The sequence below is a fragment of the Bacillus sp. SKDU12 genome (assembly GCF_010093085.1).
GTDB classification, from domain to species: Bacteria; Bacillota; Bacilli; order Bacillales; family Bacillaceae; genus Bacillus; species Bacillus mexicanus.
This window is the reverse complement of record NZ_MSRC01000011.1, coordinates 123,422-149,005: the sequence shown is the minus strand read 5'-3', so window position 1 is coordinate 149,005 and position 25,584 is coordinate 123,422. Positions and strand designations below refer to the sequence as shown.

Annotated in this window: 24 protein-coding genes and 1 pseudogene; 23 read left to right on the top strand and 2 right to left on the bottom strand. The window is 39.9% G+C overall.

Going from position 1 to position 25,584, the window contains the following annotated elements; genetic code table 11:
• The first annotated feature begins 300 nt into the window (after nucleotides 1-300).
• From glmS to BTW01_RS11615, 8 genes and pseudogenes are all read left to right on the top strand, one after another.
• Complete coding sequence (gene glmS, locus BTW01_RS11650; protein WP_162103140.1) at nucleotides 301-2,103, top strand: glutamine--fructose-6-phosphate transaminase (isomerizing); 1,803 nt, start codon at nucleotides 301-303, stop codon at nucleotides 2,101-2,103.
• Between the two features lie 534 nt (nucleotides 2,104-2,637).
• Entirely contained in the window at nucleotides 2,638-4,146 is a 1,509-nt protein-coding gene (locus BTW01_RS11645; RefSeq protein WP_162103139.1) for an NADH dehydrogenase subunit 5, read from the top strand.
• Between the two features lie 14 nt (nucleotides 4,147-4,160).
• Nucleotides 4,161-6,776, top strand: coding sequence for a DUF2309 domain-containing protein (locus BTW01_RS11640; RefSeq protein ID WP_162103138.1), 2,616 nt, complete (start codon nucleotides 4,161-4,163; stop codon nucleotides 6,774-6,776).
• 76 nt (nucleotides 6,777-6,852) lie between these two features.
• Nucleotides 6,853-7,402, top strand: a pseudogene (locus BTW01_RS11635) (carbonic anhydrase).
• Nucleotides 7,387-7,677, top strand: coding sequence for a DUF6407 family protein (locus BTW01_RS11630; protein ID WP_162103137.1), 291 nt, complete (start codon nucleotides 7,387-7,389; stop codon nucleotides 7,675-7,677). Before BTW01_RS11635 ends, BTW01_RS11630 begins: the two are co-directional and overlap by 16 nt.
• A gap of 45 nt (nucleotides 7,678-7,722) precedes the next feature.
• Nucleotides 7,723-8,085: a DUF2294 domain-containing protein gene (locus tag BTW01_RS11625; protein WP_162103136.1), complete on the top strand. Its 363-nt coding sequence runs from the start codon at nucleotides 7,723-7,725 to the stop codon at nucleotides 8,083-8,085.
• Between the two features lie 298 nt (nucleotides 8,086-8,383).
• Entirely contained in the window at nucleotides 8,384-8,686 is a 303-nt protein-coding gene (locus tag BTW01_RS11620) for an ArsR/SmtB family transcription factor (RefSeq protein ID WP_162103135.1), read from the top strand.
• A 130-nt stretch (nucleotides 8,687-8,816) separates the two neighbouring features.
• Nucleotides 8,817-9,986 (top strand): MFS transporter, encoded by a 1,170-nt coding sequence (locus BTW01_RS11615; RefSeq protein WP_162103134.1) that lies wholly within the window; start codon nucleotides 8,817-8,819, stop codon nucleotides 9,984-9,986.
• 105 nt (nucleotides 9,987-10,091) lie between these two features.
• Here BTW01_RS11615 and BTW01_RS11610 read toward each other — a convergent pair whose 3' ends face one another.
• Nucleotides 10,092-10,250 (bottom strand): hypothetical protein, encoded by a 159-nt coding sequence (locus BTW01_RS11610; protein ID WP_162103133.1) that lies wholly within the window; start codon nucleotides 10,248-10,250, stop codon nucleotides 10,092-10,094.
• Between the two features lie 185 nt (nucleotides 10,251-10,435).
• Here BTW01_RS11610 and BTW01_RS11605 point away from each other — a divergent pair, with 185 nt between their 5' ends.
• Nucleotides 10,436-10,777 carry a hypothetical protein gene (locus tag BTW01_RS11605; RefSeq protein ID WP_162103132.1) on the top strand — a complete coding sequence of 114 codons (342 nt, stop codon included), beginning with the start codon at nucleotides 10,436-10,438 and terminating at the stop codon, nucleotides 10,775-10,777.
• 178 nt (nucleotides 10,778-10,955) lie between these two features.
• Here BTW01_RS11605 and BTW01_RS11600 read toward each other — a convergent pair whose 3' ends face one another.
• The gene (locus BTW01_RS11600; protein WP_162103131.1) at nucleotides 10,956-11,846 is read right to left on the bottom strand and encodes a LysR family transcriptional regulator; all 891 of its coding nucleotides are present in this window, start codon (nucleotides 11,844-11,846) and stop codon (nucleotides 10,956-10,958) included.
• A 140-nt stretch (nucleotides 11,847-11,986) separates the two neighbouring features.
• Here BTW01_RS11600 and thrC point away from each other — a divergent pair, with 140 nt between their 5' ends.
• The 14 genes from thrC to BTW01_RS11530 all read left to right on the top strand — a co-directional run bounded on the left by thrC (nucleotide 11,987) and on the right by BTW01_RS11530 (nucleotide 25,517).
• Nucleotides 11,987-13,288 carry a threonine synthase gene (thrC, locus tag BTW01_RS11595; RefSeq protein ID WP_162103130.1) on the top strand — a complete coding sequence of 434 codons (1,302 nt, stop codon included), beginning with the start codon at nucleotides 11,987-11,989 and terminating at the stop codon, nucleotides 13,286-13,288.
• Nucleotides 13,288-14,550 carry an ATP-grasp domain-containing protein gene (locus BTW01_RS11590; protein ID WP_238391414.1) on the top strand — a complete coding sequence of 421 codons (1,263 nt, stop codon included), beginning with the start codon at nucleotides 13,288-13,290 and terminating at the stop codon, nucleotides 14,548-14,550. The genes thrC and BTW01_RS11590 overlap by 1 nt, the downstream gene beginning before the upstream one ends.
• On the top strand, nucleotides 14,535-15,758 hold the full coding sequence (locus BTW01_RS11585; RefSeq protein WP_162103129.1) for an MDR family MFS transporter: 1,224 nt from the start codon (nucleotides 14,535-14,537) through the stop codon (nucleotides 15,756-15,758). Before BTW01_RS11590 ends, BTW01_RS11585 begins: the two co-directional genes overlap by 16 nt.
• 38 nt (nucleotides 15,759-15,796) lie before the next feature.
• Entirely contained in the window at nucleotides 15,797-16,300 is a 504-nt protein-coding gene (locus tag BTW01_RS11580; RefSeq protein ID WP_162103128.1) for a thiamine pyrophosphate-binding protein, read from the top strand.
• An 11-nt stretch (nucleotides 16,301-16,311) separates the two neighbouring features.
• The gene (locus BTW01_RS11575; RefSeq protein WP_162103127.1) at nucleotides 16,312-16,872 is read left to right on the top strand and encodes a thiamine pyrophosphate-dependent enzyme; all 561 of its coding nucleotides are present in this window, start codon (nucleotides 16,312-16,314) and stop codon (nucleotides 16,870-16,872) included.
• Nucleotides 16,869-17,879 carry an aldolase gene (locus BTW01_RS11570; protein ID WP_162103126.1) on the top strand — a complete coding sequence of 337 codons (1,011 nt, stop codon included), beginning with the start codon at nucleotides 16,869-16,871 and terminating at the stop codon, nucleotides 17,877-17,879. Before BTW01_RS11575 ends, BTW01_RS11570 begins: the two co-directional genes overlap by 4 nt.
• Nucleotides 17,876-18,766, top strand: a complete 891-nt coding sequence (aepX, locus tag BTW01_RS11565) for a phosphoenolpyruvate mutase (protein ID WP_162103125.1) — start codon at nucleotides 17,876-17,878, stop codon at nucleotides 18,764-18,766. Before BTW01_RS11570 ends, aepX begins: the two co-directional genes overlap by 4 nt.
• Nucleotides 18,767-18,789: 23 nt before the next feature.
• A complete protein-coding gene (locus BTW01_RS11560) occupies nucleotides 18,790-19,878 on the top strand; it encodes a hypothetical protein (protein WP_162103124.1) in 1,089 nt (362 codons plus the stop codon).
• Between the two features lie 35 nt (nucleotides 19,879-19,913).
• Nucleotides 19,914-20,312, top strand: coding sequence for a YjbQ family protein (locus BTW01_RS11555; protein WP_162103123.1), 399 nt, complete (start codon nucleotides 19,914-19,916; stop codon nucleotides 20,310-20,312).
• A 26-nt stretch (nucleotides 20,313-20,338) separates the two neighbouring features.
• Nucleotides 20,339-21,493 (top strand): pyridoxal-phosphate-dependent aminotransferase family protein, encoded by a 1,155-nt coding sequence (locus BTW01_RS11550; protein ID WP_238391413.1) that lies wholly within the window; start codon nucleotides 20,339-20,341, stop codon nucleotides 21,491-21,493.
• Entirely contained in the window at nucleotides 21,486-21,743 is a 258-nt protein-coding gene (locus BTW01_RS11545; protein ID WP_162103121.1) for a glutaredoxin domain-containing protein, read from the top strand. Before BTW01_RS11550 ends, BTW01_RS11545 begins: the two co-directional genes overlap by 8 nt.
• Before the next feature lie 15 nt (nucleotides 21,744-21,758).
• Nucleotides 21,759-22,406, top strand: a complete 648-nt coding sequence (locus BTW01_RS11540; RefSeq protein ID WP_162103120.1) for a metallophosphoesterase family protein — start codon at nucleotides 21,759-21,761, stop codon at nucleotides 22,404-22,406.
• A 16-nt stretch (nucleotides 22,407-22,422) separates the two neighbouring features.
• Nucleotides 22,423-23,667: an ATP-grasp domain-containing protein gene (locus BTW01_RS11535; protein WP_162103119.1), complete on the top strand. Its 1,245-nt coding sequence runs from the start codon at nucleotides 22,423-22,425 to the stop codon at nucleotides 23,665-23,667.
• A gap of 461 nt (nucleotides 23,668-24,128) precedes the next feature.
• Nucleotides 24,129-25,517, top strand: a complete 1,389-nt coding sequence (locus tag BTW01_RS11530; RefSeq protein WP_162103118.1) for an amino acid permease — start codon at nucleotides 24,129-24,131, stop codon at nucleotides 25,515-25,517.
• Nucleotides 25,518-25,584 lie beyond the last annotated feature (67 nt).

The following is a 25,584-nucleotide window of genomic DNA, read 5'->3' as shown; positions in this document are numbered from 1 at the left end:
GCTTGTCTTGTGCTTGTTTTAAAAGACGGGATGATTGTTTCACCTATAATAATAGCGCCCGAACTAAGCGCCCGAAAAAAGGCTTAGTTGACGAGGACGGAGGTTATCGAATTTTCGGCGGATGCCTCCCGGCTGAGTGTGCAGATCACAGCCGTAAGGATTTCTTCAAACTAAGGGGGTGACTCCTTGAACAAAGAGAAATCACATGATCTTCCAAAAACATGTAGGAGGGGACGATTGAAAGTCCCCTTGAATTTTGACTTTCTTCGTCTCCTTTTACAATCTTAGGAGGAAGAAAATATGTGTGGAATCGTAGGTTATATCGGTCAGCTTGATGCGAAGGAAATTTTGTTGAAAGGGTTAGAAAAGCTTGAATACCGCGGATATGACTCTGCCGGTATCGCAGTTGCCAACGATCAGGGAGTCCATGTGTTCAAAGAAAAAGGACGCATTGCGGATCTTCGTGAAGTTGTGGATGCCAATGTAGAAGCGAAAGCTGGAATTGGCCATACTCGCTGGGCAACACACGGCGAACCAAGCTATCTGAACGCCCACCCGCATCAAAGCGCACTGGGCCGCTTTACACTTGTTCATAACGGCGTGATCGAGAACTATGTTCAGCTGAAACAAGAGTATTTACAAGATGTAGAGCTCAAAAGTGACACCGATACAGAAGTAGTTGTTCAAGTAATCGAGCAATTGGTCAATGGAGGTCTTGAGACAGAAGAAGCGTTCCGCAAAACACTTACACTGTTAAAAGGTTCTTATGCGATTGCTTTATTCGACAACGACAACAGAGAAACGATTTTTGTAGCGAAAAACAAAAGCCCTCTATTAGTCGGTCTTGGAGATACATTCAACGTTGTAGCATCTGATGCGATGGCAATGCTTCAAGTAACCAACGAGTACGTAGAGCTGATGGATAAAGAAATGGTTATCGTCACTGATGATCAAGTTGTCATCAAAAACCTTGATGGTGACGTCATTACGCGTGCTTCTTATATCGCTGAGCTGGATGCAAGTGATATTGAAAAAGGTACGTACCCTCACTACATGTTGAAAGAAACGGATGAGCAGCCTGTTGTTATGCGCAAAATCATCCAAACGTATCAAGATGAAAACGGCAAACTGTCTGTGCCCGGCGATATCGCTTCCGCTGTAGCGGAAGCGGACCGTATCTATATCATTGGCTGCGGAACAAGCTACCATGCAGGACTTGTCGGTAAACAATATATTGAAATGTGGGCAAACGTGCCGGTTGAAGTGCATGTAGCGAGTGAATTCTCTTACAATATGCCGCTTCTGTCTAAGAAACCGCTCTTTATTTTCTTATCACAAAGCGGAGAAACAGCAGACAGCCGCGCAGTTCTTGTTCAAGTCAAAGCGCTCGGACACAAAGCGCTGACAATCACAAACGTACCGGGATCAACGCTTTCTCGTGAAGCTGATTACACATTGCTTCTTCACGCAGGCCCTGAAATCGCTGTTGCATCAACGAAAGCATATACTGCACAAATCGCAGTTCTAGCGGTTCTTGCATCTGTGGCTGCTGAAAAAAGCGGCATCGATATCGGATTTGATCTCGTCAAAGAACTCGGTATTGCTGCAAATGCAATGGAAGCTCTTTGCGACCAAAAAGACGAAATGGAAATGATCGCCCGTGAATACTTGACTGTATCCAGAAACGCTTTCTTCATCGGACGCGGCCTTGACTACTTCGTATGTGTTGAAGGCGCACTGAAGCTGAAAGAGATTTCTTACATTCAGGCTGAAGGCTTTGCCGGAGGAGAACTGAAGCACGGCACAATTGCCTTGATCGAACAAGGTACACCAGTATTCGCCTTGGCAACGCAAGAGCACGTAAACCTAAGCATCCGCGGAAACGTTAAAGAAGTTGCCGCTCGCGGTGCAAACACATGCATCATCTCACTGAAAGGCCTAGACGATGCGGATGACAGATTCGTACTGCCGGAAGTAAACCCAGCGCTTGCTCCGTTGGTATCTGTTGTTCCATTGCAGCTGATTGCTTACTATGCTGCACTGCATCGCGGCTGTGATGTTGATAAACCGCGTAACCTTGCGAAGAGTGTTACTGTGGAATAAAGTGTTTTAACCCCTTTGGTTACTTTAGCCAAAGGGGTTTTTTGTCCATCTATCGTTTATAAGTGAACAAATTGTCCGTATTCCAACGCCAAATTTCAATCACGCTGAATTAGCATATGAGTTATAGTTGACAATGTTTAAAATTTAGCATATCTTATACTTAACTTAATAATCGGCGCAGATGTTTATTAAATAATTAGGCCTTTAGCATTCTTTTAATATTTTATTTTAAATCTTGAAAGCATGAAAAAGGACCCTAATTACATAAGTCGATATATTTTATATGCAAGGTACTAAATGAACGACGATTTTGTTCCTTTAGACGGAACTTAACATATTGTATAAAGTAAAATGACCAATATTAAGGTAGCTCTTCAAAAAACTTTGTTGAAGTTAGTTGAAGTGAAGCCGACAATTTTCGAGACTCAATGATTAAGATTATCATTGTGTTTTGAAGTTGTCGGCTTTTTTTATTGAAAAAATACGTTACTAAATATTAAATATCAGGGAAATTTCACCTAGGGGAGAATTTAAATGTTGTTTTCGCTTCATTTGTCATCATTATTTTTTATTATGCTTATTGTTTCTGGGTTAAGCGGCCTATTGTTTTTACATCCGCGAGTGCCCTTGAGTTATGTCCGCATTCATATTGGTATCTTGGCTTTACCGCTTTTGTTTTCCTTCCTGCTTCTTGCTGATAGTAGTGTGAATGGAGATATTGGTCCTTGGCACTTAGATTCCTTAGCTTGTCTAATGACTTTCTTTGTTCTTGCAATTGGTTTCGTCATTCAGCGTTTTTCTGTACGTTACTTACTGGGAGATCGATCTTATCGAAAATATTTTGCGCTTTTTACTTTTACTACAGGTGCTGCTTCAATGACATGGTTAAGTGGCGATCTCCGCTTGATGGTTATGTTCTGGGGAGCAACTCTTATCGGTTTAACCTTACTTATCAGGTTAAACAGTGCTTGGCATGTGGCTAGTGAAGCGGCCAAGATTTCTGGCCGGTTATTTTTGTTAAGTTGGTTTTCTTTGTTTTTCGCGATGATTTGGCTTTTTCAAGTCACAGGTCAATGGCGGTTATTCTTAATTTTAACAAATGAAGGTTTAGGTCATTTGGGGATTTGGGAGAGAACAGGAATTCATTTACTAATTGTATTAGCAGTGATCATTCCTGCAGCTCAATGGCCTTTCCAACGATGGTTAATTGAGTCTATTGTTGCTCCAACTCCTGTTTCTGCGATTATGCACGCAGGTTTAGTAAATGCCGGCGGAATGATACTAACTCGATTTTCACCTCTATTTCATGGAGGTATAGCATCATTTATTTTACTTCTGCTTGCTGGTATTTCCGTATTGATTGGAACTGGTATTAGTTTAGTTCAGGTTGACTATAAACGCCAGTTAGTCGGCTCTACGATTGCGCAAATGGGGTTTATGCTCATTCAGTGTGCATTAGGAGCCTATGTAGCAGCCATTATTCATCTTATTTTACATGGTTTATTCAAAGCTACGTTGTTTTTACAGGTTGGTTCAGCAGTACAGCGTCATGAAGGATCGGTGAGCACTAATGAGAGATCAACCTATTTATGGATCATGGCTGGTCGTACGTTAGCCTTAGTGATAGGGGTTGCTTTTTGGCTCGCTGCTCCTGGAGAGGGGTATCAACTCATTAGCGCGCTGATCTTAGGATGGTCATTGTCTGTTTCTTGGACTCAGCTCGTAGCTTTTGGAAAGGGGAAAATGGGCCGAATTGTTGGCTTAACATTTTTAGGAGCAACAGCCCTCGTATATTTTATCATTCATAACCTTTTCTATCATTGGCTGCATACAACCGTTTTACAAAGTGTTCAACCTCCAATGTCAGCTGTCATCATTGTCGTATGTCTATTGCTATTTGGCGGTGCTTTAGGTGCATGGGTTGCTCGTCAACGTTCTTCTGTTTTCTCTGCGGTACTCTATCTTTGGTTAGTGCGGTTAGGAGAAGCAAAACCAAAGACAGTAGAGAGTCACCCAGACTACCTTAAACAATATTTATCATAAGGAGCTAATCTGAGATGGGCATGACATCCGTATTAACGAAAGAAAATATAAAAAAGAAAAATACAGATACTGAGATTCAAGAAAGTGAGCTTAACGTTTTCATTCAGTCTGCCAGCCGAGTGATTGCGCCGCTTTGGCCTATTTCTGCATTTGCTGCCCGCAATCCATGGATGGGGCTTGAAAACCAACCTTTTGATCAGGTGATGAGCTGGTTGAAAAACACTCGTGATGTTGATATATACCCTAGTGCGTCTATGATTCGTTCAGCAAGGAATAAAGGTGAGATTGATGAAGAGTTTGTGGAACTGGGACTGCAGAGCTGGCTTGATTCACATTCCTTTACCATCCCGCGGGATGCAGCAGAGCGATTTTGCCGTGCTGGTTTAAAGTTAGATCCATTGCCGTCCAATCTCTTATCATCACATGAGCTGGAGAAATTGGTGAATGAATGCAGCGGATTGGATCATGTCGAGAATGTTTTTATGCAGCCGATCAGTTCTTATATAAAGAATCAAGATGGTGAAAGGTTAGTCAACATACTTGATCAGCATGTTATTAAGTGGAGTAAATTATATCTTGATGATTCTCAAGCCGGTTGGACAATGCCTAATCGTGAGGAAGGATTCTATCGTGCCTGGCAGCATCTTATTCAATACGATCCAGCACTTCTTAAACAGGAGCGTAAAAGATTAAAAGATTGGCCGCAAGAGGCACATATGGCTTTACAAGAATCATTATCCGCATTGGAAATCCCAGCATCAGAAATCCAGACTTATCTTGAAGGTCATTTGCTTTCCTTGCCTGGATGGGCAGGGATGATGCTTTGGCGCTCCCAGCAATCGAACCATGAACGTTCACTCCTAACAGAATATTTAGCGGTTCGAATATCCATGGAGTGTGCTCTTATAAAGCCGTATTTGCCTTTGAAAAATGAGCGGCCTGAGAAAAAGATTTCGATTACGCCCCTTTTAGCAGCTTGGATTCATTGGGGAGGCCTTACATTAGAGGAATGGTCGCAGATGCCGGCCAGTGAACGAAACGAATATGTAACATTTGCCTATCGTTTTGATGAAAAACTCCGCAGAAAACTTTGGCTGGAAGCTTGGGAACAAACATACACAGATCGATTAAGCCAGAAGATTATTTCGAAACAACGAAGAAACAACGATAAAAAGTCTGCATTAGCTCAATTAGCATTCTGCATTGATGTACGATCAGAACCTTTTCGTCGTCATCTAGAAAAAGAAGGGCCGTTTGAAACGATTGGTATGGCCGGTTTTTTCGGGTTGCCGATTGCAACCTGTGAACTTGGCAGTAAACACAGTCATGCCTCCTTGCCGATTATTCAAAAACCGCAACATAAAATAAAAGAGTTTGCAGATGAGAACATGCTCGAAAAATACAACCAACGCAAGCAAACGGTTTATTCCATAAGCCATACATTTAAAACGATGAAACAGAATGTACTTTCGAGCTTACTTCTGCCTGAGCTAAGCGGGCCTTGGCTTAGTCTGCAAATGGCAGCACGCAGCTTTGTGCCAAGAAAAGCGGGCCGTTCCATTCGTCATCTCCGTGAGACTTGGTTGCGCAAACCTGATACAAAACTCTCGCTTCATTATGATGATACAGAGGCAGAAATACCTGTGGGTTTTACTGAAGAAGAAAAAGTGAACTATGCCCGCCAAGCTTTAAAAATGATGGGGATAACAGATCATTTCGCACCATTAGTCGTGATATGCGGGCATGGAAGCCAAAGTACGAATAATCCTTATGCGGCAGCTCTTGACTGTGGTGCCTGCGGCGGAGCGGCCGGCGGATTCAATGCAAGAGTTTTAGCTGCTTTATGTAATCTTTCAGAAGTAAGAGAAGCTCTTTTCACTGAAGGAATCAAAATCCCTGAGGGTACGGTGTTTGCAGCGGCTGAACATTATACAACGGTAGATGAATTACATTGGCTTTATGTACCAAAGCTTTCTGAAGCTGCACAAGAAGCATTTGAACAAATTGAAGCTGTTATGCCGAAAGTGAGACATCATGTAAACGCGGAACGTCTGGCTCAATTGCCGAATTTCCAATCGAAACTTAAAAATCCGAAGGCTGAAGCACATCGATTTGCGGAAGATTGGAGTGAGATACGTCCTGAATGGGGACTGGCTCGTAATGCATCTTTTATAATCGGCCAACGTGAACTAACACAGGATTGTGATTTGGAAGGAAGAGCCTTTCTTCATAATTATGATTGGAAGCAGGATAAAAACGGTGATCTATTGGCAAATATTATTGCAGGTCCTGGAACTGTGGCCCAATGGATTAATTTGCAATATTACGCATCAACGGTAGCACCCCATTATTACGGCAGCGGAAATAAAGCGACTCAAACTGTTACTGCAGGTCTCGGCGTGATGCAGGGGAACACAAGTGACTTGTTAACAGGACTGCCTTGGCAATCCGTCATGAAATCAGATCACGAGGCTTATCATTCTCCTCTTCGTTTATTGATTGTTATTCAAGCACCGAGAGAATACGTAGAACGGTTATTAAATCATGACCCAGTATTTCTGCAAAAAGTGAAAAATGGTTGGGTTCGACTGGCTAGTATTGATCCAGAAGGAAGTTGGGAAAGCTGGTAACGATTCATATAAACATTTATCAGATAGTTTCGCTACTCCATATAAAAATGATAAACAGAAAGAAGAGGTGTGCTGTATGATTGTAAATAAAAAAGTATTATTTTTGACGGACATTGAAAACGGCTTGGAGCCTATTTTGCAAGAAGTGACTGACACTCCAGCGGAAAATATGCTGACGATACAAAGCTATGGTGCCCGTATCTCACACCCTTATGGAGAAATCATGAGGTCTGTTATCTTTGCCATTTATCAGGAAAACGTCGAGGAAGTTTTTGTTGTAGGAACAAAAGATAAGAGGACTTCTAGAGGTAATAGACTAACTCAACTTAAAACAATGAAAGACAAAATACAAACATTGGATTATCTTTTCCAACATTGCAAGCCTGAATTTTTAGGCGGTACGGTCGATGAATGGTTAAATGAAAACAGCAGTGACTGTATTGAAAAAAGTGTTGATATCATTCGGAAACATCCACTAGTGCCGTCATATGTTAAAGTAAAGGGTTTAATCGTTGATCATAAAGATGGAGAATCCTCAATTGTGGAGGTTCCTGCTATTAAAACAGCATCAAGCTTCATCTGATTATTGCTTGTCATCTAAGGAGAATGTATGGGAACTAATTTAACTGATTTTATCACGAGAACAATAGAGGAAATGAGCTCGTTTGATCGTGAAAATATGGAATGCTTGAAAAAAGTAATGAGAAAAGCAATTGATTTTTATCATTTCACATCTTATGAAGAAGTTGAGAAAAATCACTTTGGAAGCGTTCGGTTTTTGCATATACACTCTATGATGGAAGAAAATATGTTATCAAAAATGATAGTGGTCTTAAGAAACGGTAAAACTGATTTGGATATTGAAGGTGTATATGAAGGACATGTGATAAGAGAATACTAATGAGACGATATAATAAATAGAATATGCTCAGGAGATGTTTTATATATGAGGAAGTCGAAAGGTTTTATTGAATCAGAGATCAGCAAGACCATTACTCAATGGGAAAAGGATTATCTTGGGCGCGGGTCTGTATCTGTCAAAACCGACATACTGCGGGATATGATCATTGTGAATTTAAAAGGGATTTTAACACCGGCTGAATACGCAGTTTGCGGATCAAAAGAGGGGATGTTATCTATCAAACAAACTCGTTCGGAGTTAGTTGAATCAGGTATAGAAGAACTTAAGGATATTATCCTGACGATAACCGGAGAAGAAGTGACAAGTTTTCATACTGATTTAAGCTCACGTACAGGTGAACGAGTGATGGTATTTAAATTGTGTCATGATTTAGAGAAGACTCTTTGATGCACAAGTTTCCAAAGATGTTGAAAGCTGATTAAATATAGTCAACTCAGCTTCTTTTTAAGTTATGCCATCATTCACAATCTAAGCGGACGCCAAGAGTAACAAAACCGCAGCCGGGTTCCCAAAAGTGTACGATAACATAAGGCCAATTTCTAAAGCTTTAGCGGAAACAGAAGTTTTTTAGTGTTTGATACGCTGTCTTTAGCTTCATTTCACAGAATGAGTCAGAAATAAGCTTAAAAAAGCTAGTCACCAAAAATGATTTGACATATCGTGATATAACGATATAATGATCCGTATGGAACCAATTGAAGTATTCAAAGCCTTATCAAATGAATCAAGGTTGAAAATTTTACAATGGCTGAAGGAGCCTGATCGTCATTTTGCGCCCCATGAAGGGATTGATATGAACTCAATCGGGGTATGTGTCAGTCAAATAACCGACAAATTGAAAATGACCCAATCGACGGCATCTCAATATCTTACCATCCTTTTAAGAGCCGGTCTGATTAAGGCCGAACGAATCGGAAAGTACACGTATTACAAAAGAGATGAAGAAGCCATTGGGAAACTTGCTGACTTTCTTAAAACAGAGATATAAAAATAAACATCAAAAGATGTTTATTTTTATGCTATACATATCGACATATTACGATTTATTTATTTTTTAATTAACATATCGATATTTCGTGATATGTTGTTTTATTAATGGTAAAGGAGTGAATATTTTTATGGCTAGCACTTGGAAAATTTATATTTTAGCCATTGTCAGCTTTTTAGTTGGAACCTCAGAGTACATCATTTCCGGAATTTTGGATCAGATCGCTCATACACTCGGGATCACCTTGGCTGCCGCGGGTCAGCTTATTACGATCTTTTCACTTGTATACGCTCTTTCCACACCCATACTTATGGCTTTGACAGCAAGAGTGGATAGACGCAAATTGATGATGTATGCCCTCGGTTTGTTTGTATTCGGCAACATCTTGGCCCTTGTCCTGCCTGGTTATGGATGGTTTATTGCAGCGCGGATTATGATGGCGGTGGGAGCAGGTGTGGTTGTTGTCACCGCACTAACAATTGCCGCTAAGATTGCATCGAAAGGGAAACAAGGCAGTGCCATCGCTACTGTCGTGATGGGATTTACCGCTTCTTTAATCATTGGTGTTCCGCTTGGAAGAATGATAGCAACAGCATTCGGCTGGAAGTCTGTATTTGGTGCCATTGCTTTGTTAGGATTGATCGCAATGATCGTTATATTTTTGACTCTTCCGCATACTGAAGGGGATAAGCCTGTACCCTTGCTTCAGCAGCTTGCTCTTTTCAAAAAACGGAAAGTGGCGATGGGATTATCAATCACTTTCTTCTGGCTCGGGGGATATTCTGTTGCTTATACCTATCTGTCACCGTATCTCTTGAACATTTCAGGAATAAGCGGTAAACTGCTTAGCGGTGTCTTGCTTATATTCGGTATTGCGAGTTTGGTTGGATCGAAGTTTGGGGGATATAGCACAGACAGATGGGGAGTGCCCTTCACACTTGTTGGCGGGATGACATTGCACATTATTACATTGATTCTGCTGTCACTTGTCACCCATTCCTATATCGGAGTGTTGTTGATTCTCATATTATGGTCGTTTGCCGCATGGTCCAGCGGTCCGACACAGCAATTTCATCTGGCTACAATAGAACCGGAAATGTCAGGTGTTTTGCTCAGCATGAATCAGTCCATGATGCAACTCGCCATGGCAGCCGGTGCAGGAATAGGGGGAGTTTTTGTAGAAAACGTATCATTGGCTTCGATTACCTGGGTTGGCGCGATAGGAGTGATGATTGCCATTATTGCATCATTGATGATTTTTAATGCACAACCGAAACAGATTCCTAAAAATGTAAATTAGTAATGCGATGCTTTCATTTCAACAAATCTAACATCCGCTCGTAATCCAAGCGGGTGTTTTTTATTATGCTCAATCAGGCACGATTGTCTTGATCGGAAAAAGTACTTAAGTATTCGCGGTAATATCAAAGACATCATCTCTCTGAAAGAGCGAAACGATGCGGATGACAGATGCGTACTGCGGAAGTAGCTCCAGTGCTTGCTCCTGATCGCTTGCTCTGCTGTACTGCATGCGACTGTGATGTTTGTTAAACCGTGTGCCCATTCAAAGCTTCTGCTCTCTTGATAAGGCTCTCAAATTTTATCATCTTCAACTATACTTGTTTATCTTCGTTTATCATGTACCCATTTCATTATAGTTATAATATACTAGGAATGAGAAATAACGGTAAGGGCGAGTCGAACTGCCGCTTTTTTCCTGTTAGATTATGACTTTAAGGAAGTGTCATTGTGAATCAAGAGACGTACATTGAAATTAGCAGGACATCGCAGTACATCAATAAATTGAGAGGCTATTCTGTGGAAATTGATGGAGCTGAAATGGGAAATATAAAAGATGGAGGGAGGCTGCGAATTGATTTGCAGCCTGGTGAACATATTATTCAAGTGAAAATTGCTTGGTGTACAAGCCAAACATTGAGGTTTACTTTGGCAGAAGGAGAAGCATTGAAGTTTAGATGCGGAAGTCCGCTCAGGGGATGGAAGTTGCTTTTGGTGCTGTTTTCTGTTTTAGGCAGACCTGAACATTATCTGTTTATTGAGCAGGAGGAAGAAAAAAAGGCATTGTGGTGATTTTACAAAAGAATAATGTTTTTTGATATATAAGATAGTTTACTAATCCAGATGAAGCGTTTATTTTTAGATTCAATAAAATGAGTTGAAATTGTAAATAAGACCTCTTTGGTTAACAGGCCAAAGGGGTCTTTTGGTCATAAAAACAACATGCGTTCTTTATCATAAAGAAATAATATTATTCCATTTTGTCTTTTCTTATCAATTCAATAAAATTAAATGCTGTTGTCGAGATGACATCATCATTTCTCCAGCATAGCGAAATAGGGTTAGTAACCTCTACATGTTCCACATTAATTCTTTTCACATCTCCTCTTGATAAATAACTATTGACTTCAAGGAAAGAAACAAATGTTACGCCGTATCCCTCTATGACAGTGTTAATGGTTTCATTTAGTCCGTTCATTTGTAATCCGGTACATGGCTTATTCACATTGAAAAGGTTGCATAAAGAGAACAATAACTCCCTAGAGAAACTCCCTTCCTCACGAAAAACAAACGGTTCTTTTACCATTTCCGCTAGCGAGATGGTTTGTTCTGCATATTTATGTTTGTTATTAGAAATAAATAACATTTCATCCTCCAATAATAATGAACTGCTAATGTGTTTATTAAATGTCCTGTTTCCGCCAATAATACCGATGTCAGCTTTATAATTTACTAGTTGATTTATGGCTTCTGTTGAGTTGACTGTGGTAACTTCTACATCGACATCAGGGTATTCTCTTTTAAATCGGCTGATCCACTTTGGGAGTAAAAAATTAGCTGGCAAACTAGTTGTCACGATATGCAGTGTTCCTACAGAGCCTTCTTTTATATGTTCCAGATAGGATTCAATCTCATGTTGGAGCGAAAATAATCTTTTTGCTTGTTTAGCAAGCTGGAGCCCTGTTTGCGTTAAAAAGACTCCTCTTCCTCTAGGGTGGAACAAAGTTAGTCCTATTTCTTTTTCTAGTTTTTTAATCTGAGCTGTTACAGCCGGCTGACTTATATTTAGTTTTTTTGCGGCGCCTGTGACATTTCCTTCCTCAGCTACAGTGTAGAACAGCCTCAATGCATGAAGATTCACCGTTCATCTCTCCATTCATAAAAAATAATTATGATTACAAAAAATATATATATTAGAAATTTCCATTTGTCTATATTATTATAAATCCACATATAAATACTTTATAGGTGGTGAGAGGACAGTTTGATGTCTAGTAAAATATGAAACTAATTTGTATTGACTGTGGCCAAGAAATGTCTCCTGATGATTTTAAGTATCAATGTTCTTGTGGTGGACTGCTAGATATTGTTCATGATTTTTCTCATTACGATACCGATTTTTTAAAGCATGTATTTCATGAACGTCTATCTGAACGCATGTCTGTTTTTGCAAGCGGAGTTTGGAGATATAAAGAACTTATCTATCCAGACTTGCCTGTTGAGAGCATCGTTACAAAATATGAGGGGAACACAGGGTTATACCGCTCTGAGATGCTATCGGCATATACAGGGGTTAGACATGTATATGTAAAGGCGCAAAGTGAAAATCCCAGCGGCTCGTTTAAGGATAACGGCATGACTGTTGCTGTTTCACATGGCAAACATTTAGGTTATGAAAAATACGCTTGTACTTCTACTGGAAATACTTCTTCATCATTGGGAATGTATGCTTCTCTTGCAAATGCTTCCTCCTACGTTTTTGTGCCGAATAAAGAAATTTCAATTAACAAAGTATTACAGACAGCTGCTTACGGCGGAAATGTATTCAGTATTCCGGGAACTTATGATGACGGGATCAAGTTTTTGGAAAAGTATAGCAGTGATTTTGGTTTTTATATATGCAATTCTATTAATCCTTTCAGAATTGAAGGCCAAAAGAGCATTATTTATGAGATCGCTCAATATCTAGACTGGCAATTGCCTGATTGGATTATTGTTCCTGGGGGTGCTCTTAGCAATGCGACGGCTTTAGGGAAAGGGCTCCGTGATTTATATGCTCTGCACTTCATAGACAAGATACCTCGGGTAGCCATCATACAAGCAGAGGGCGCCAGTCCATTTCATCAAATGATTAGTGAAAAGAAAGAAACCCTTGATCCAGAACCATTTCCGTATACTAGAGCTTCTGCATTGAATATAGGAAATCCTCCTAGCTGGAAAAAAGCAAAAAAGGTGTTGGAAGATACAAATGGAATCACTGTTTCTGTTACAGACGAGGATATTCTTGATGCAAAAGCAATAATCGACAGAACAGGAGTGGGCTGCGAGCCTGCCTCTGCTTCGACTGCAGCAGGACTCCGCCAATTGAGGTCACAGCAGATAATAGACAAAGATGAATCAGTTTTGTGTATTTTAACGGGCAATATCTTAAAAGATACTGGGGCTCTTCACGATTATCACTTTGGCAAAGAGTTGAACGGCAAGTTTAAAAACAATATTAAATCTGTCGAGTTGCAATTTGAAAAGGTGAAATCAGCGATGGAGTCGATTCGTGATGTAAATGGTTTATTAAAGAGTCATTGATGAACCAAAGACAGTACAAGAGAGGAGGAAAAGCGATTAGCACTTTAATACTGAATAAAACCTCATATTCTAAATCTCCATATGATTTATGGCTGAAGGATTTAGAAGAACCTATTGTCATGCTAACGTCAACTGAACGATTGAACGAATGTAAAAACTATGATCAGATCGAGTCATTTGATGAGTACCCCATTAATGGATGTATTGAAATCAGAGCGCTGGAGTTACATGAAACATATAGATTTCATACGATCATTGCAATGTCTGAGTATGATCTTTTAAGAGCAGGTAAACTCCGGACTCATTTAGGAGTGGAAGGACAGTCTTATGAGAGTGCATTATTATTTCGGGACAAAGTGTTAATGAAGCAGCGTTTGGAAGAAGCAGGGGTTCCTGTTCCTCCTTATCGGAAAATTGAATCTTCGGTTGACCTGTACCTTTTTGTACAGCAGTTTGGTTTTCCTGTAGTCGTCAAGCCAATAGACGGATCGGGATCTGTCGGTGCAAAGGTGCTGAAAAATGAATCAGACATGATGAAATATCTATCTAAAGGACTCAGTGAAAATATGGAAGTGGAAACGTTTGTTGAAGGTGATATGTACCATATTGATGGGATGTTGATAGATGGACATATGACATTAAATTGGCCCTCTCGGTATATAAACGGATGTTTGGCTTTCCAAGAGGAACAATTTTTAGCCAGTTATCAGCTTGGTGCTGACAATCCATTGACCTCCAGACTAACGGACATTGTTGAAAAAGCGCTAAAGGCGCTGCCATCTCCAAAAACAACTACTTTTCACGCGGAAGTGTTTCATACTCCGGATGATAGGCTAGTGTTTTGCGAAATTGCCAGCCGGACTGGAGGTGGGTTAATACGTGAGGCTACACAGCAAGGATTTGGTTTTGACTTGAATGAGGTTTGCGTGAAAAAACAATGCGGCCTGTCCTATGATATTCCAAATGATTCACAGCTTAAAAGAGGGCCGAAACAGTTAAGCGGATGGATTTTAATTCCTCCTAAACATGGGCGGCTGGTCAAAGTTCCTTCAATTCCTTTTGAGAATTGGGTAACAAAGCAAAAGATATCTGCTAAAGAAGGGGAGATTTTTCAAGGTGCTTCTTCTAGTGTAGATGTGGTATCAAGTTACTTAATCAAAGGGGATTCGGAAGATGTACTGATTAATAGAATTCATCAAGTTGCCTCATGGTGCAGTGAACATATGATTTGGGAAGGCCAATCAACGTGGTCTCTCAAATAAGAGAGTTTTTCGGATTACATCCGGTCATTAAGTTTCTGCTTGTGGGAACTCTTGTCACAAAAGCAGCAAAATCAATGACAACGCCGTTTTTGGCTATTTATCTCCATCAAGAAACAGGAGAGGGTTTCGGTGTCATTGGCTTGGTTATTGGCTTGGGATATTTTGCAACTACGATAGGCGGAATCATTGGCGGTACTCTCTCTGACAGAATCGGCAGAAAAAGTGTTATGTTATGTTCCATTTTTATTTGGAGTATTGTTTTCTTTCTTTTTGGCATTGTTCATACCATTTTATGGTTCAGTTTGTTAAATATTTTAAGCGGTCTGTGTCATTCCTTTTTCGAGCCGGTTTCGAAAGCTTTAATGGTTGAATTAGCAGATAGCAAGAAGAGGCTCAGTATTTTTTCTTTACGGTATTTGGCTATTAATGTTGGCGGTGCTTTAGGCCCGCTATTAGGAACATACCTGGGACTTGTGAGCAGCGGAACTCCTTTCACGATTACTGGCGCGGTATACCTTTGTTATGCTCTTTTATTATTTATTATGATGAATAAATTGCTTTTGAAACATAAAAGAAATTCAAAAAAAGAATTTCATTTGTCGTTTATTGTAAAGACGCTAAAAAAGGATGTTGCTCTTCGTTATTATATAGCAGGCGGGATATTCTTGTTATTTAGTTATTCTCAGATGGAGAGTACCTTGCTTCAGTACCTCAATCTTGATTTCGTAAACGGCGTGAAGATTTTCTCAATTTTAATAACCATTAATGCTGCAACTGTCATTATATTGCAGCTGCCATTAACACGGCTTTTTGAGAGATATAAATCAATGACAACAATTTCTGTTGGAACCGGGTGTTGTATCATCGGGAATATTGGTTTTGCTTTCTCAACCGGTTGGCTTACTTTCTGTATTTCTATGTTTATATTAACGATGGGCGAAATCCTATGTTTTCCATCAATGAATGTTTTAATGGATGAGTTGGCCCCTGACAGTATGAGGGGAGCTTATTATGGAGCGCAGAATTTTTATAATATAGGCGAGTTTATAGGCCCGTGGCTTGGAGGCATGATCCTCAGCCTTTTTGGCGGAAGAACAATTTTTTTAGTTGCAGCTTTGTCGATCTGTTTTGCCTTAACAGCATATCGTATCGGAAACAGAAAGCATAGATTCATTCAATTTTATGAAGCTGAGATTATGAATAAATAATCATTACTTATTTCATTCATGTAAGGGGAGAATTGGATTTGAACTCAACTGCAGAAAGAATGCTGAGTACACTTACAGAAAACAACTATACCCATTTTACCGGAGTGCCATGTTCGTTGTTAAAAGGTTTTTTCAGGCTGCTGGAATCAAATGAAACTGCAGAAAAACAGAATATTACGTTTATCCCTTCCATTAGAGAAGATTCAGCTTTAGGTGTTGCATCCGGTATGTATCTAGGCGGGAAAAAATGCGTGATGCTTATGCAAAATTCAGGCTTAGGGTACTGCTTAAATGTACTTACGTCCTTTAACTTCATATATGACATTCCTATTTTATTGCTCATTAGCTGGAGAGGGGCATACGGTAATGATGCTGTTGAACATGACATAATCGGTGAAAAACTCACTGATTTACTCCATTCAGTGGACATCCCTTACAAAGAGCTGGATTATGAAAATGCTGAAGACACGATAGTAGAGGCGCTTTTTTTAATCGAGAAGACAAACCGCCCTGTTGCGATATTAATTAAAGATGAAATATAGGAGGAGTCAGTTTGAATAAACATGACGCAATTCAGCTTGTTTTAGAACAGTTTCCGTCAGCATATTTGGTTAGTACATGCGGTCATATAAGCCGTGATTTGTACAACATAGATGACAGAGCCAAGAATTTTTATATGGTTGGCTCTATGGGGATGGCTGCTCCTGTCGGATTAGGATTGTCTGCCGTGTATCCTGATGTTCCTCTTGTTGTGCTGGATGGAGATGGCTCGTTTTTAATGAATATGGGGATTATTACGATGATCGGCCATCAAAAGCCTAAAAATTTCATACATGTTGTTTTGGATAACGGTATGCATGAAAGTACGGGCGGGCAAAAGACGGTTCCGCTAATGAATGTAACAGATATCGCTTTACAGGTGGGGTATAAGTATGCCGTTGAAATCAATTCCGTAAAGGAAAGCTTTGATTTGCCTAACGAAGGTCCGGCACTCATCCATATTAAAGTTGAACCACGAAGTGAAAAAATCGGTAAAAGAGTGCATTGGACACCGCAAGAAATCGTTCAGCGTTTTACACATGAAATCACTTTAGAAAATGAGGTGTCAGTATGAATATGCAAGTAATAGATTGTACACTTCGGGACGGCGGTAATTTCAATAACTGGTTTTTCTCTGCTGAAGACATCGGTCAAATTATCAGAAACTTGGATAAAGCCCATGTGAACATCATAGAAATCGGTTATGTAGGGGGTTCGGGGAGCAATAAAGAAAAGTCTGTCGGGAGTTTAGCAAACTGTACACCTGAGCTTTTAGATGAGCTGCCGAAGACGAGCCATTCACAATTAGCGGCGATGGTTGTCCCATCAGTCTGTGAGCTCCATCTATTGAATAATCTGAACCCGCAGCAGATTCCATGGATTCGTGTTGCTTCGTATCCTCATAATGCCGAAGATGCTTTACCGTATATTGAATATCTGAAAAATCAAGGCTTTCACGTTAGTTTTAATGTAATGGCAGCCAGTTACATTGAAGAGAAAGACGTGGCTGAGCTAGCGAAAAAAGCGCATGCTTTTGGTGCAGATGTGTTTTATATGGCTGATTCTTTCGGAAATTTAACGCCGGATGGTGTTAGAAACAGGGTAGCTGCTGCATGTGATCAGGCTGATTGTCCAGTTGGTTTTCACGGACATAACAATCTTGGATTAGCCTTTGCAAATGCTCTTGCAGCAATGGATGCGGGGGCAGCCTTTATAGATACATCATTATGCGGAATGGCTCGAGGTGCGGGAAACCTTCCAACAGAACAATTTGTAAGTGCGTTACATCATTGGGACAAGTTCGATATCCCATACAAACTAGATCCCATTTTAACTGCAGCTGAATATGTACTATCTTCCATTTTATCTTCACCAATGAGAATTTCCACTCCAGAGATTATAAGCGGAATCAGCAATATCCACTACTATTTCTATGATTTAGTCATTCAAAAATGCCAAGAAGTCAATCTTGACCCCTTAGAAGTATCAGCCTTACTCGGAAAAAGCTTACCTAAAAAAGTTGACATGTCTTCGGTTGAATCAGTTATCAATCAAAATTTTAGACAGGAGAGTGCAAAATGAAAGCTAAAAAATTACGTGAGTTGCTATATTCCGATCAAGTTGTGAGAGTCATGGGGGCGCATAACGGTTTAAGCGCTAAACTTGCTGAACAAGCTGGATTTGACGCAATATGGGCCAGCGGATTAGAAATTTCGGCATCATATGCTGTTCCTGATGCTAATATTTTGACGATGACAGAAAATCTGCAAGCTGCGATCGGGATGAATGAATCTACATCGATTCCAATCATTTGTGATTGCGATTCTGGTTATGGAAGTGTGAACAATGTGATACGTATGGTGAAAGAATATGAGAGGAACGGAATTGCGGGTATTTGCATAGAGGACAAGCTGTTCCCTAAGTTAAATAGTTTCGTAAAGGGATCGCAGAAATTAGCTTCTATTGATGAATTCTCAAATAAAATCAGAGCGGCAAAAGATGTTCAAAAAAATCCCGATTTTGTTGTTATTGCTAGGGTAGAAGCTTTAATTGCGGGCCAAGGATTAGAGGAGGCATTAAAAAGAGCCTATGCTTATGAGGCAGCAGGAGCTGATGCTATTCTGATCCATTCAAAAGAAAACCAGCCAAACGAAATTAAAGAATTCGTCAAACAGTTTACTGGAGCAGTACCTATTGTGATTGTACCTACGACATACCCGCATATAACTGTGGACGAAATGAAACCATTAGGCATCGACATGGTCATTTATGCCAACCATGGTCTTAGAAGCTCTATTAAGGCCATGCAGGAGACATTTTCTCAGATTCTTCTTGATGGAAATACTGTTGGTGTAGAAGAACACATTGTGCCTATGAAAACTGTTTTTGAACTTCAAGGCATGTATGACATGAGAAAACAGGAAGATATGTATAACTCCGGCGCTTCTGCCATCAGTACGACCAAATAAAATACGAGAGGAGTCATTTTAGAATGATGTCTGATCAATATCATATTGTTTCACTAGCCTATTTACATTCGAAAATCAATTTCTTTATTGAACCGTCATTATCATTAGACCATGTTTTTGATTTTTTCAGTACACACTTTTTTATTAACAGGGGAAGGCATGAAGAAGATCGTTTAGCTGATGTGTACATCACTCCTCATAAAGAAGAAGTTCAAGCGATAGACTTTCAGAACGGTGAGGATATTTATATCAGAAAAAGTGCGACTGAGTATTTTACCATTCCTTGTAAACGAGTAACTGTTGAAGGAATTGAATATGTGAAATGTACAAAAACAGATACGATTCTCTCATTTGACAGAGAAAACAAGAAAATCATTATTTCTACACAGTTACAGCATGCAGAGCAGGATGAGCTGGTTTTGATTGAGTTTATTAGAGATTTAGTATTGAAAAATGAAGAGAACCATGGGGTGGCGGTTGTCCATGCAACCAGCGCGTTAAAAGATGACAAGGCAACCCTCATCATAGGTTCAAAAGGGAAAGGCAAATCAACTTTATTGCTCGAATTAGTGAGTAAACATGGATACAAGCTCATAAGCGGTGATAAGACGTTTCTTTGGATCGAAGACGGAAAGTTACGGGCCGCAGGGTGGCCGGATTATCCTCATTTGGGACTCGGCACACTTTCTAAATATCCGGAGTTTGTCGAATACTTCGGTCTCTCTCATCAAATTGAATCTGTAAAAGAAAATCTGTGGTCAACTGAACATAAAATGGCCATTGACCCGGTTTTTTTTAAGAAGGTTATTCCTTTTGCAGAACGAGGAGAATCATTTTTGGTTGAGTCTATGATTTATCCTGATTTATTCCCTTCAACAGATTGCGAAATTAAGCGGGTAAGCAATCATGAAGAATTAATCGTACCGCATATAGAAAGGATTTTTACGGAAGGAAACACCATGTGGAACCATTTTATTCGCCCTGTACACCAAAATGAACTGGAGAGAAAAATAAATCAGTGTCTTGAGATTGCGGGAAAGCTTTCTGCTTTTGAAGTAAGCGGGTCAGGTGTTTTGGAAGGTTCAGAATTCAGCGAAAGATACGCCCTGTAATTTTTCGGAAAATAGAAAATAAAGGAGAAAATAAAGTGGTTGAAATCACGATTCAATCAAAAGGCTTTAATCAAAGTTATGATATTACAAAACAAGTAACAGATGCATTATCTCAATTAGAGCCACCTTCAGGGGTAGCAAAGGTTTGTGTAACCGGCAGTACAGTAGGTCTCACTGTCATGCGTTATGAACCAGGCACCACACAAGACTTGCTTCAATGTTTAGAATCAATTGCTTCAAAAAATAAAAAATACGAGCACTTTAACACGACCGGTGACCCGAATGGTTTTTCACATGTATGGTCTTCAATGATGGGGACAAGTGTGATGGTTCCATACAAAAATCATAAGCTGGCTTGTTCGGAAAGCCATAGGATCGTATTATTTGATTTTGATTTAAGGGAAGCAGAACGAAAAATCTATGTAGATCGGTAATGAATATAAGAGGGGAGTTGTTTGAGATGAGGAAGTTACGGATGGCTACGCCGGGACCTACGCAAGTTCCGCAGGACATTTTATTGGCGGGAGCACAGGAAATGATTCATCACAGATCTCGGCAAATGGAAGATATTATCAATGAAATTAATCGCGAACTCCCAGAACTTTTTTTGACAAAACAAGATATTTATATTTTGTTATCTTCAGGTACGGGGGCGATGGAGGCAGCTGTATCAAACTCCTTTAACAGGGGAGATAAAGTCTTAGTCGTTTCTAATGGTTACTTTGGAGAGCGTTTTACAGATATCTGTACAGTCTTCGGGTTAGAGGTGGTCACTGTAAACGCTCCTTGGGGAACTTCTGTAAATATTGAAGAAGTTGAAAGAGCGTATAAGCAGCATCCGAATATAAAGGGAGTGCTCGCTGTTTATAGTGAAACCTCAACAGGAGCAGTTAATGATGTAAAAGCCATCGGGGCATTGTTCAGAGATACAGATGTGCTGGTAATTGTTGATGCCATAAGCGGGCTCATTTCTCATGAGCTATCTATGGATGATTGGGGATTAGACATCGTATTAGCAGCCTCTCATAAAGGATTTATGATGCCGCCGGGCCTCGCTTTTGTTGCTATTTCGCCGAAAGCTTGGAAGTTGATTGATGATGTTCAGCCTTCCACTTACTATTTTTCATTTAAAAGATTTAAAAAGTTTTATCCTATGGCGCCATCAAGTCCGGGTGTATCTTTATTATTAGCATTGAAAAAGTCACTAGATTTATTGAAAGCAGAAGGCCTTTCGAATGCGACGAGGAGGCATGCCCGTATCGCCAGAGCAACGCAAAAAGGATTGGAAGCATTAGGTTTTCACCTTTTTGTACAATCTCCTCATGTGAGAAGTCATACAGTGACAGCAGCGTTGGCTCCATCGGGAATTGACGCAACTCTATTATTACAAAAACTAAATAAAGATTATGGGCTTACGATAACAGGCGGCCAAGGTGAATTTAAAGGAAAAATGATCAGGATTGGGCATATTGGAGCTGTTGATGAAATCGATTTGTTCGGCATATTCGGGATAATAGAGTTGGTGTTAACAGAAATGGGTTATCAGGTTCAGCCTGGGACCAGCATGACGGCTTTGAGTGATGCATTAGGAGCGGAGGTCATACAAAATGCTTAAATTATATCAGAGGGAGCCATGTCCTTATTGCAAACCGGTAAGAGAGAAGTTAACTGAGCTGAATGTAACGTATATCAATGTAAACCTTCCGAAGGATCGGGCTTTGCGGACAGAATTAATAGAAAAAACAGGCGTTCCTTATATACCCGCTTTAATTGATGAAGAAGATAATGTGGTCATTCCAGGCAAACTGGAATACAACCAGCATGTCTTGGATTATATAGAAAAAAAGTTTGGCCAAAATCGTTAAGGGGGATTCTGCTTCTTGCGCTATGCCTTCATAACAGATATACATGGGAAACGTAATAATCTTGAAAAGGTTTTGGAGCATATCCAAACCTTTTCTTCTATAGATGAGATCATTTGTTTGGGAGATGTTTTTGAAGTTAAGGTTCCTAAAAAGGATTTGAAAGATTTTCAATTTCAGTCCATAGAACAAGTGTTAGATTTGGATTGGGAGTTAATTGATTTGTTAAAAGGTATACGAGTGATAAAAGGCAATCAAGAGGAGAGGATATTAAGTCTGATCCCTGAGAAAGAAATTCCGATAGACTTTTATAACTTTTTGACTCACATGCCTTTAGACATTTATTTAACTCCAATAGTCAGATTAACGCACGGTCATACATTTGACTGGATGGAGGAAGAAGACTATTGGAGGCCCAGCCATATTCAATATTGGAGCAGACCGTGGATTTTTTATGGGCATAACCATCAAAATGTACTGTTTGAAGTTCAGGAGAAAGAGAATCATCCTTATTACGAACGAAAACGCATTATAAACGGTAAGCCTATCACATTAGACACTGCATCTCGTTATTTGATCAATATAGGTGATATGAAATATGATCACCCTAGTTGGATGCTTTTGGATACATTGGAAAATCAGATTACTTACAATATATTGTATTGAAAAGGAGTTTATTCTGATGCTTCGTATTCTACTCATTAATTCCGATAAACCAGAGCCCATTCAGTTTTTTCAAAAAGATAAGGAAACAAATGATGATACGATCAATATATCTGTCATTACGAGATCGTGTTATGCCCCTCTTTATTCACATTGGGCGGATCATGTATACATCGTTGAGGATATAACAGATGTAACGGTTATGAAGAGTTTGATGCTTGAAATATTAAAAGCCGGACCGATTGATCATATTGTTACCACAACCGAAAAAAGTATATTACCAGGTGGGTTTCTTCGCTCTTATTTCGGAATAGCCGGTCCTGGATTTGAAACATCTCTTTATATGACGAACAAATTGGCGATGAAGACAAAACTTAAAACGGAAGGGATTCCTGTTGCAGATTTTTTGTGCTTAAGTCAGGTAGAAGACATCCCTGCAGCAGGCGAGAAATTAGGCTGGCCTATAATTGTAAAGCCGGCTCTTGGTTCGGGTGCCCTAAATACTTTTATAATCGATTCCTTACATCAGTATGAAAGCCTGTATTCAACATCGGGCGGTTTAGGTGAACTAAAGAAGAATAACTCTCTTATGATTGCTGAAAAATGTATAGAAATGGAAGAGTTTCATTGCGATACTTTATACGCTGACGGAGAGCTTCTTTTTGTATCAATATCAAAATATACAGTGCCTTTGCTAAAAGGAATGGCTAAAATTCAAGGATCATTCATTTTAAGTCAAGATGATCCGCTTTATGCTGACATATTAGAACTTCAGAAGTCTGTTGCTCAAGCATTTCGTATCACAGACGGTCCCGGGCATCTTGAAATATACAGAACTCCTTCAGGTGAATTGATCGTCGGTGAGATTGCAATGCGTATTGGGGGCGGAGGGATCAGCCACATGATAGAAAAAAAATTCAATATTTCTTTATGGGAAAGTTCTCTTAACGCTTCCATAGGTAAAGATCCAAATCTCCTAGTCAATCCAATAGAGGGGACTGTCGGATACTTTAGCCTGCCTTGCCGAAACGGAACAATAAAAGAATTTACTCCCGTTGAGGACTGGGAAAAGCTCGATGGCATAATGGAGGTTGAATTGTTATACCAAGAAGGTGATGTTGTTGATGAAAAGCAAAGTTCAAGTTTTGATCTGGCCAGACTTTATTTTTGTTTAGAAAATGAGAATGAAGTCCAGCATCTATTAGCTTTAGTCAAACAAACATATTATCTTCACGTAACAGAGGATCATATGATGAATCAATAAATTCATTCTGTTGTTTAAGTATAAACTCTGCTCCATATAGCAAAACGGTCAAGCAGCTATTGCAAAGTTACAGCTCCATTCATGGAATTATGGCACCGGAGATACTGAGTGGTTTTTGACAGCGTCAAACGGGTGTACATTATTAAGTAGGCAAGCTGTTCTTGATGAACAGCTTATTTTTTTTATGAGAAACGACGAAATATACACAATTACATTATATCTATATAAAAGAATGTAAATAAAGTTCACAATTCGAAACTACGAATATAGGTGTTTCTCTGAAAAAAACAATTGTATTTTCCAGAGAAATTTATTATGATGAAATAAGTAATTTAGGAGATTATATAACAATTTTGAGTTTGAATTTTCTGATTGTTATAACTGATTGGTGAGGAAGATGCGGAGGCAAGCAGGCCTGCTGCTTTTTCATTTTCGAGTATTTTGTAAGAGGGGGAAGAGGAATGGCAAATAAAGAATTGAAGAGGGGCCTGGGGGCGCGTCACATTCAGATGATCGCCTTGGGCGGCACGATCGGTGTTGGCTTGTTTATGGGTTCTGCCAGCACGATTTCATGGACTGGCCCGTCTGTCCTTCTGGCTTATGCAATATGCGGAATTTTTATCTTTTTTATTATGCGTGCGATGGGTGAAATGCTGTATGTCGAACCGAGCACAGGTTCTTTTGCGACATTCGGCCATCAATATATTCATCCGCTGGCAGGTTATATAACAGCATGGAGCAACTGGTTCCAATGGATTATCGTCGGCATGTCAGAGATTATCGCTGTCGGTTCGTATATGAAATACTGGTTTCCTGATTTACCTGCTTGGATACCTGGTATTGTGGCAATGGTGATTCTTGGTGCGGCGAACTTAATTTCTGTTAAATCATTTGGCGAGTTTGAGTTTTGGTTTGCGATGATTAAAATTGTGACGATTATCTTAATGATCATTGCGGGATTCGGCATTATTTTCTTCGGATTTGGCAACGGCGGAGACGCGATCGGATTGTCGAACCTGTGGTCTCACGGAGGCTTCTTTGCAGGCGGTTTTTCAGGTTTCTTCTTTGCGCTGTCTCTTGTCATTGCGGCCTATCAAGGGGTTGAGCTGATCGGGATTACGGCGGGAGAAGCGAAAGATCCGCAAAACACGCTTAGAAGTGCGATTCAAAATATTATTTGGCGCATTTTGATTTTCTATATTGGCGCTATCTTTGTGATCGTGACAGTGTATCCTTGGGATGAGCTTAGTTCACTCGGAAGCCCGTTCGTGTCAACGTTCTCGAAAATCGGAATTACGGCAGCAGCCGGCATTATTAACTTTGTCGTCATTACCGCGGCAATGTCCGGCTGTAACAGCGGTATTTTCAGCGCGGGCCGCATGCTTTACACATTAGGCGTCAATGGACAAGCCCCGAAATTTTTTAAGAAGATTTCACGCAATGGTGTGCCGTTGTATGGCACAATTGCGGTGCTGATCGGTTTGGCTGTCGGTGTTGTGCTGAACTATATCGCGCCGCCGAAGATTTTTGTATATGTATACAGCGCAAGCGTGCTGCCTGGCATGATTCCTTGGTTTATCATTTTGATCAGCCATATCGGATTCAGAAAAGCGAAGGGTGCTTCAATAGATAAACATCCGTTCAAAATGCCGTTTGCGCCATTTACAAACTATTTGACGATTGCTTTCTTGCTGATGGTTCTGGTCGGCATGTGGTTTAACGATGACACTCGCATTTCTTTAGTTGTAGGTGTGATTTTCTTAGCGCTTGTTGTCATTAGTTATTATGCATTTAGGATTGGCAAACGAACGCAGGCGAATTTGACAAAAAGCGAACAAGCAGCTGAATAACCATAAAAAGAGACATTTACGGATGTCTCTTTTTTATTTTTCACGTATGGATTTTCCCTATTTCAGC

Coding starts and splice junctions, on each gene's coding strand:
- glmS (WP_162103140.1), top strand. CDS start 301: ATGTGTGGAATCGTAGGTTATATCGGTCAGCTTGATGCGAAGGAAATT.
- BTW01_RS11645 (WP_162103139.1), top strand. CDS start 2,638: ATGTTGTTTTCGCTTCATTTGTCATCATTATTTTTTATTATGCTTATT.
- BTW01_RS11640 (WP_162103138.1), top strand. CDS start 4,161: ATGGGCATGACATCCGTATTAACGAAAGAAAATATAAAAAAGAAAAAT.
- BTW01_RS11630 (WP_162103137.1), top strand. CDS start 7,387: ATGGGAACTAATTTAACTGATTTTATCACGAGAACAATAGAGGAAATG.
- BTW01_RS11625 (WP_162103136.1), top strand. CDS start 7,723: ATGAGGAAGTCGAAAGGTTTTATTGAATCAGAGATCAGCAAGACCATT.
- BTW01_RS11620 (WP_162103135.1), top strand. CDS start 8,384: ATGGAACCAATTGAAGTATTCAAAGCCTTATCAAATGAATCAAGGTTG.
- BTW01_RS11615 (WP_162103134.1), top strand. CDS start 8,817: ATGGCTAGCACTTGGAAAATTTATATTTTAGCCATTGTCAGCTTTTTA.
- BTW01_RS11610 (WP_162103133.1), bottom strand. CDS start 10,250: ATGGGCACACGGTTTAACAAACATCACAGTCGCATGCAGTACAGCAGA.
- thrC (WP_162103130.1), top strand. CDS start 11,987: ATGAAACTAATTTGTATTGACTGTGGCCAAGAAATGTCTCCTGATGAT.
- BTW01_RS11590 (WP_238391414.1), top strand. CDS start 13,288: ATGAACCAAAGACAGTACAAGAGAGGAGGAAAAGCGATTAGCACTTTA.
- BTW01_RS11570 (WP_162103126.1), top strand. CDS start 16,869: ATGAATATGCAAGTAATAGATTGTACACTTCGGGACGGCGGTAATTTC.
- aepX (WP_162103125.1), top strand. CDS start 17,876: ATGAAAGCTAAAAAATTACGTGAGTTGCTATATTCCGATCAAGTTGTG.
- BTW01_RS11560 (WP_162103124.1), top strand. CDS start 18,790: ATGATGTCTGATCAATATCATATTGTTTCACTAGCCTATTTACATTCG.
- BTW01_RS11550 (WP_238391413.1), top strand. CDS start 20,339: ATGAGGAAGTTACGGATGGCTACGCCGGGACCTACGCAAGTTCCGCAG.
- BTW01_RS11545 (WP_162103121.1), top strand. CDS start 21,486: ATGCTTAAATTATATCAGAGGGAGCCATGTCCTTATTGCAAACCGGTA.
- BTW01_RS11535 (WP_162103119.1), top strand. CDS start 22,423: ATGCTTCGTATTCTACTCATTAATTCCGATAAACCAGAGCCCATTCAG.
- BTW01_RS11530 (WP_162103118.1), top strand. CDS start 24,129: ATGGCAAATAAAGAATTGAAGAGGGGCCTGGGGGCGCGTCACATTCAG.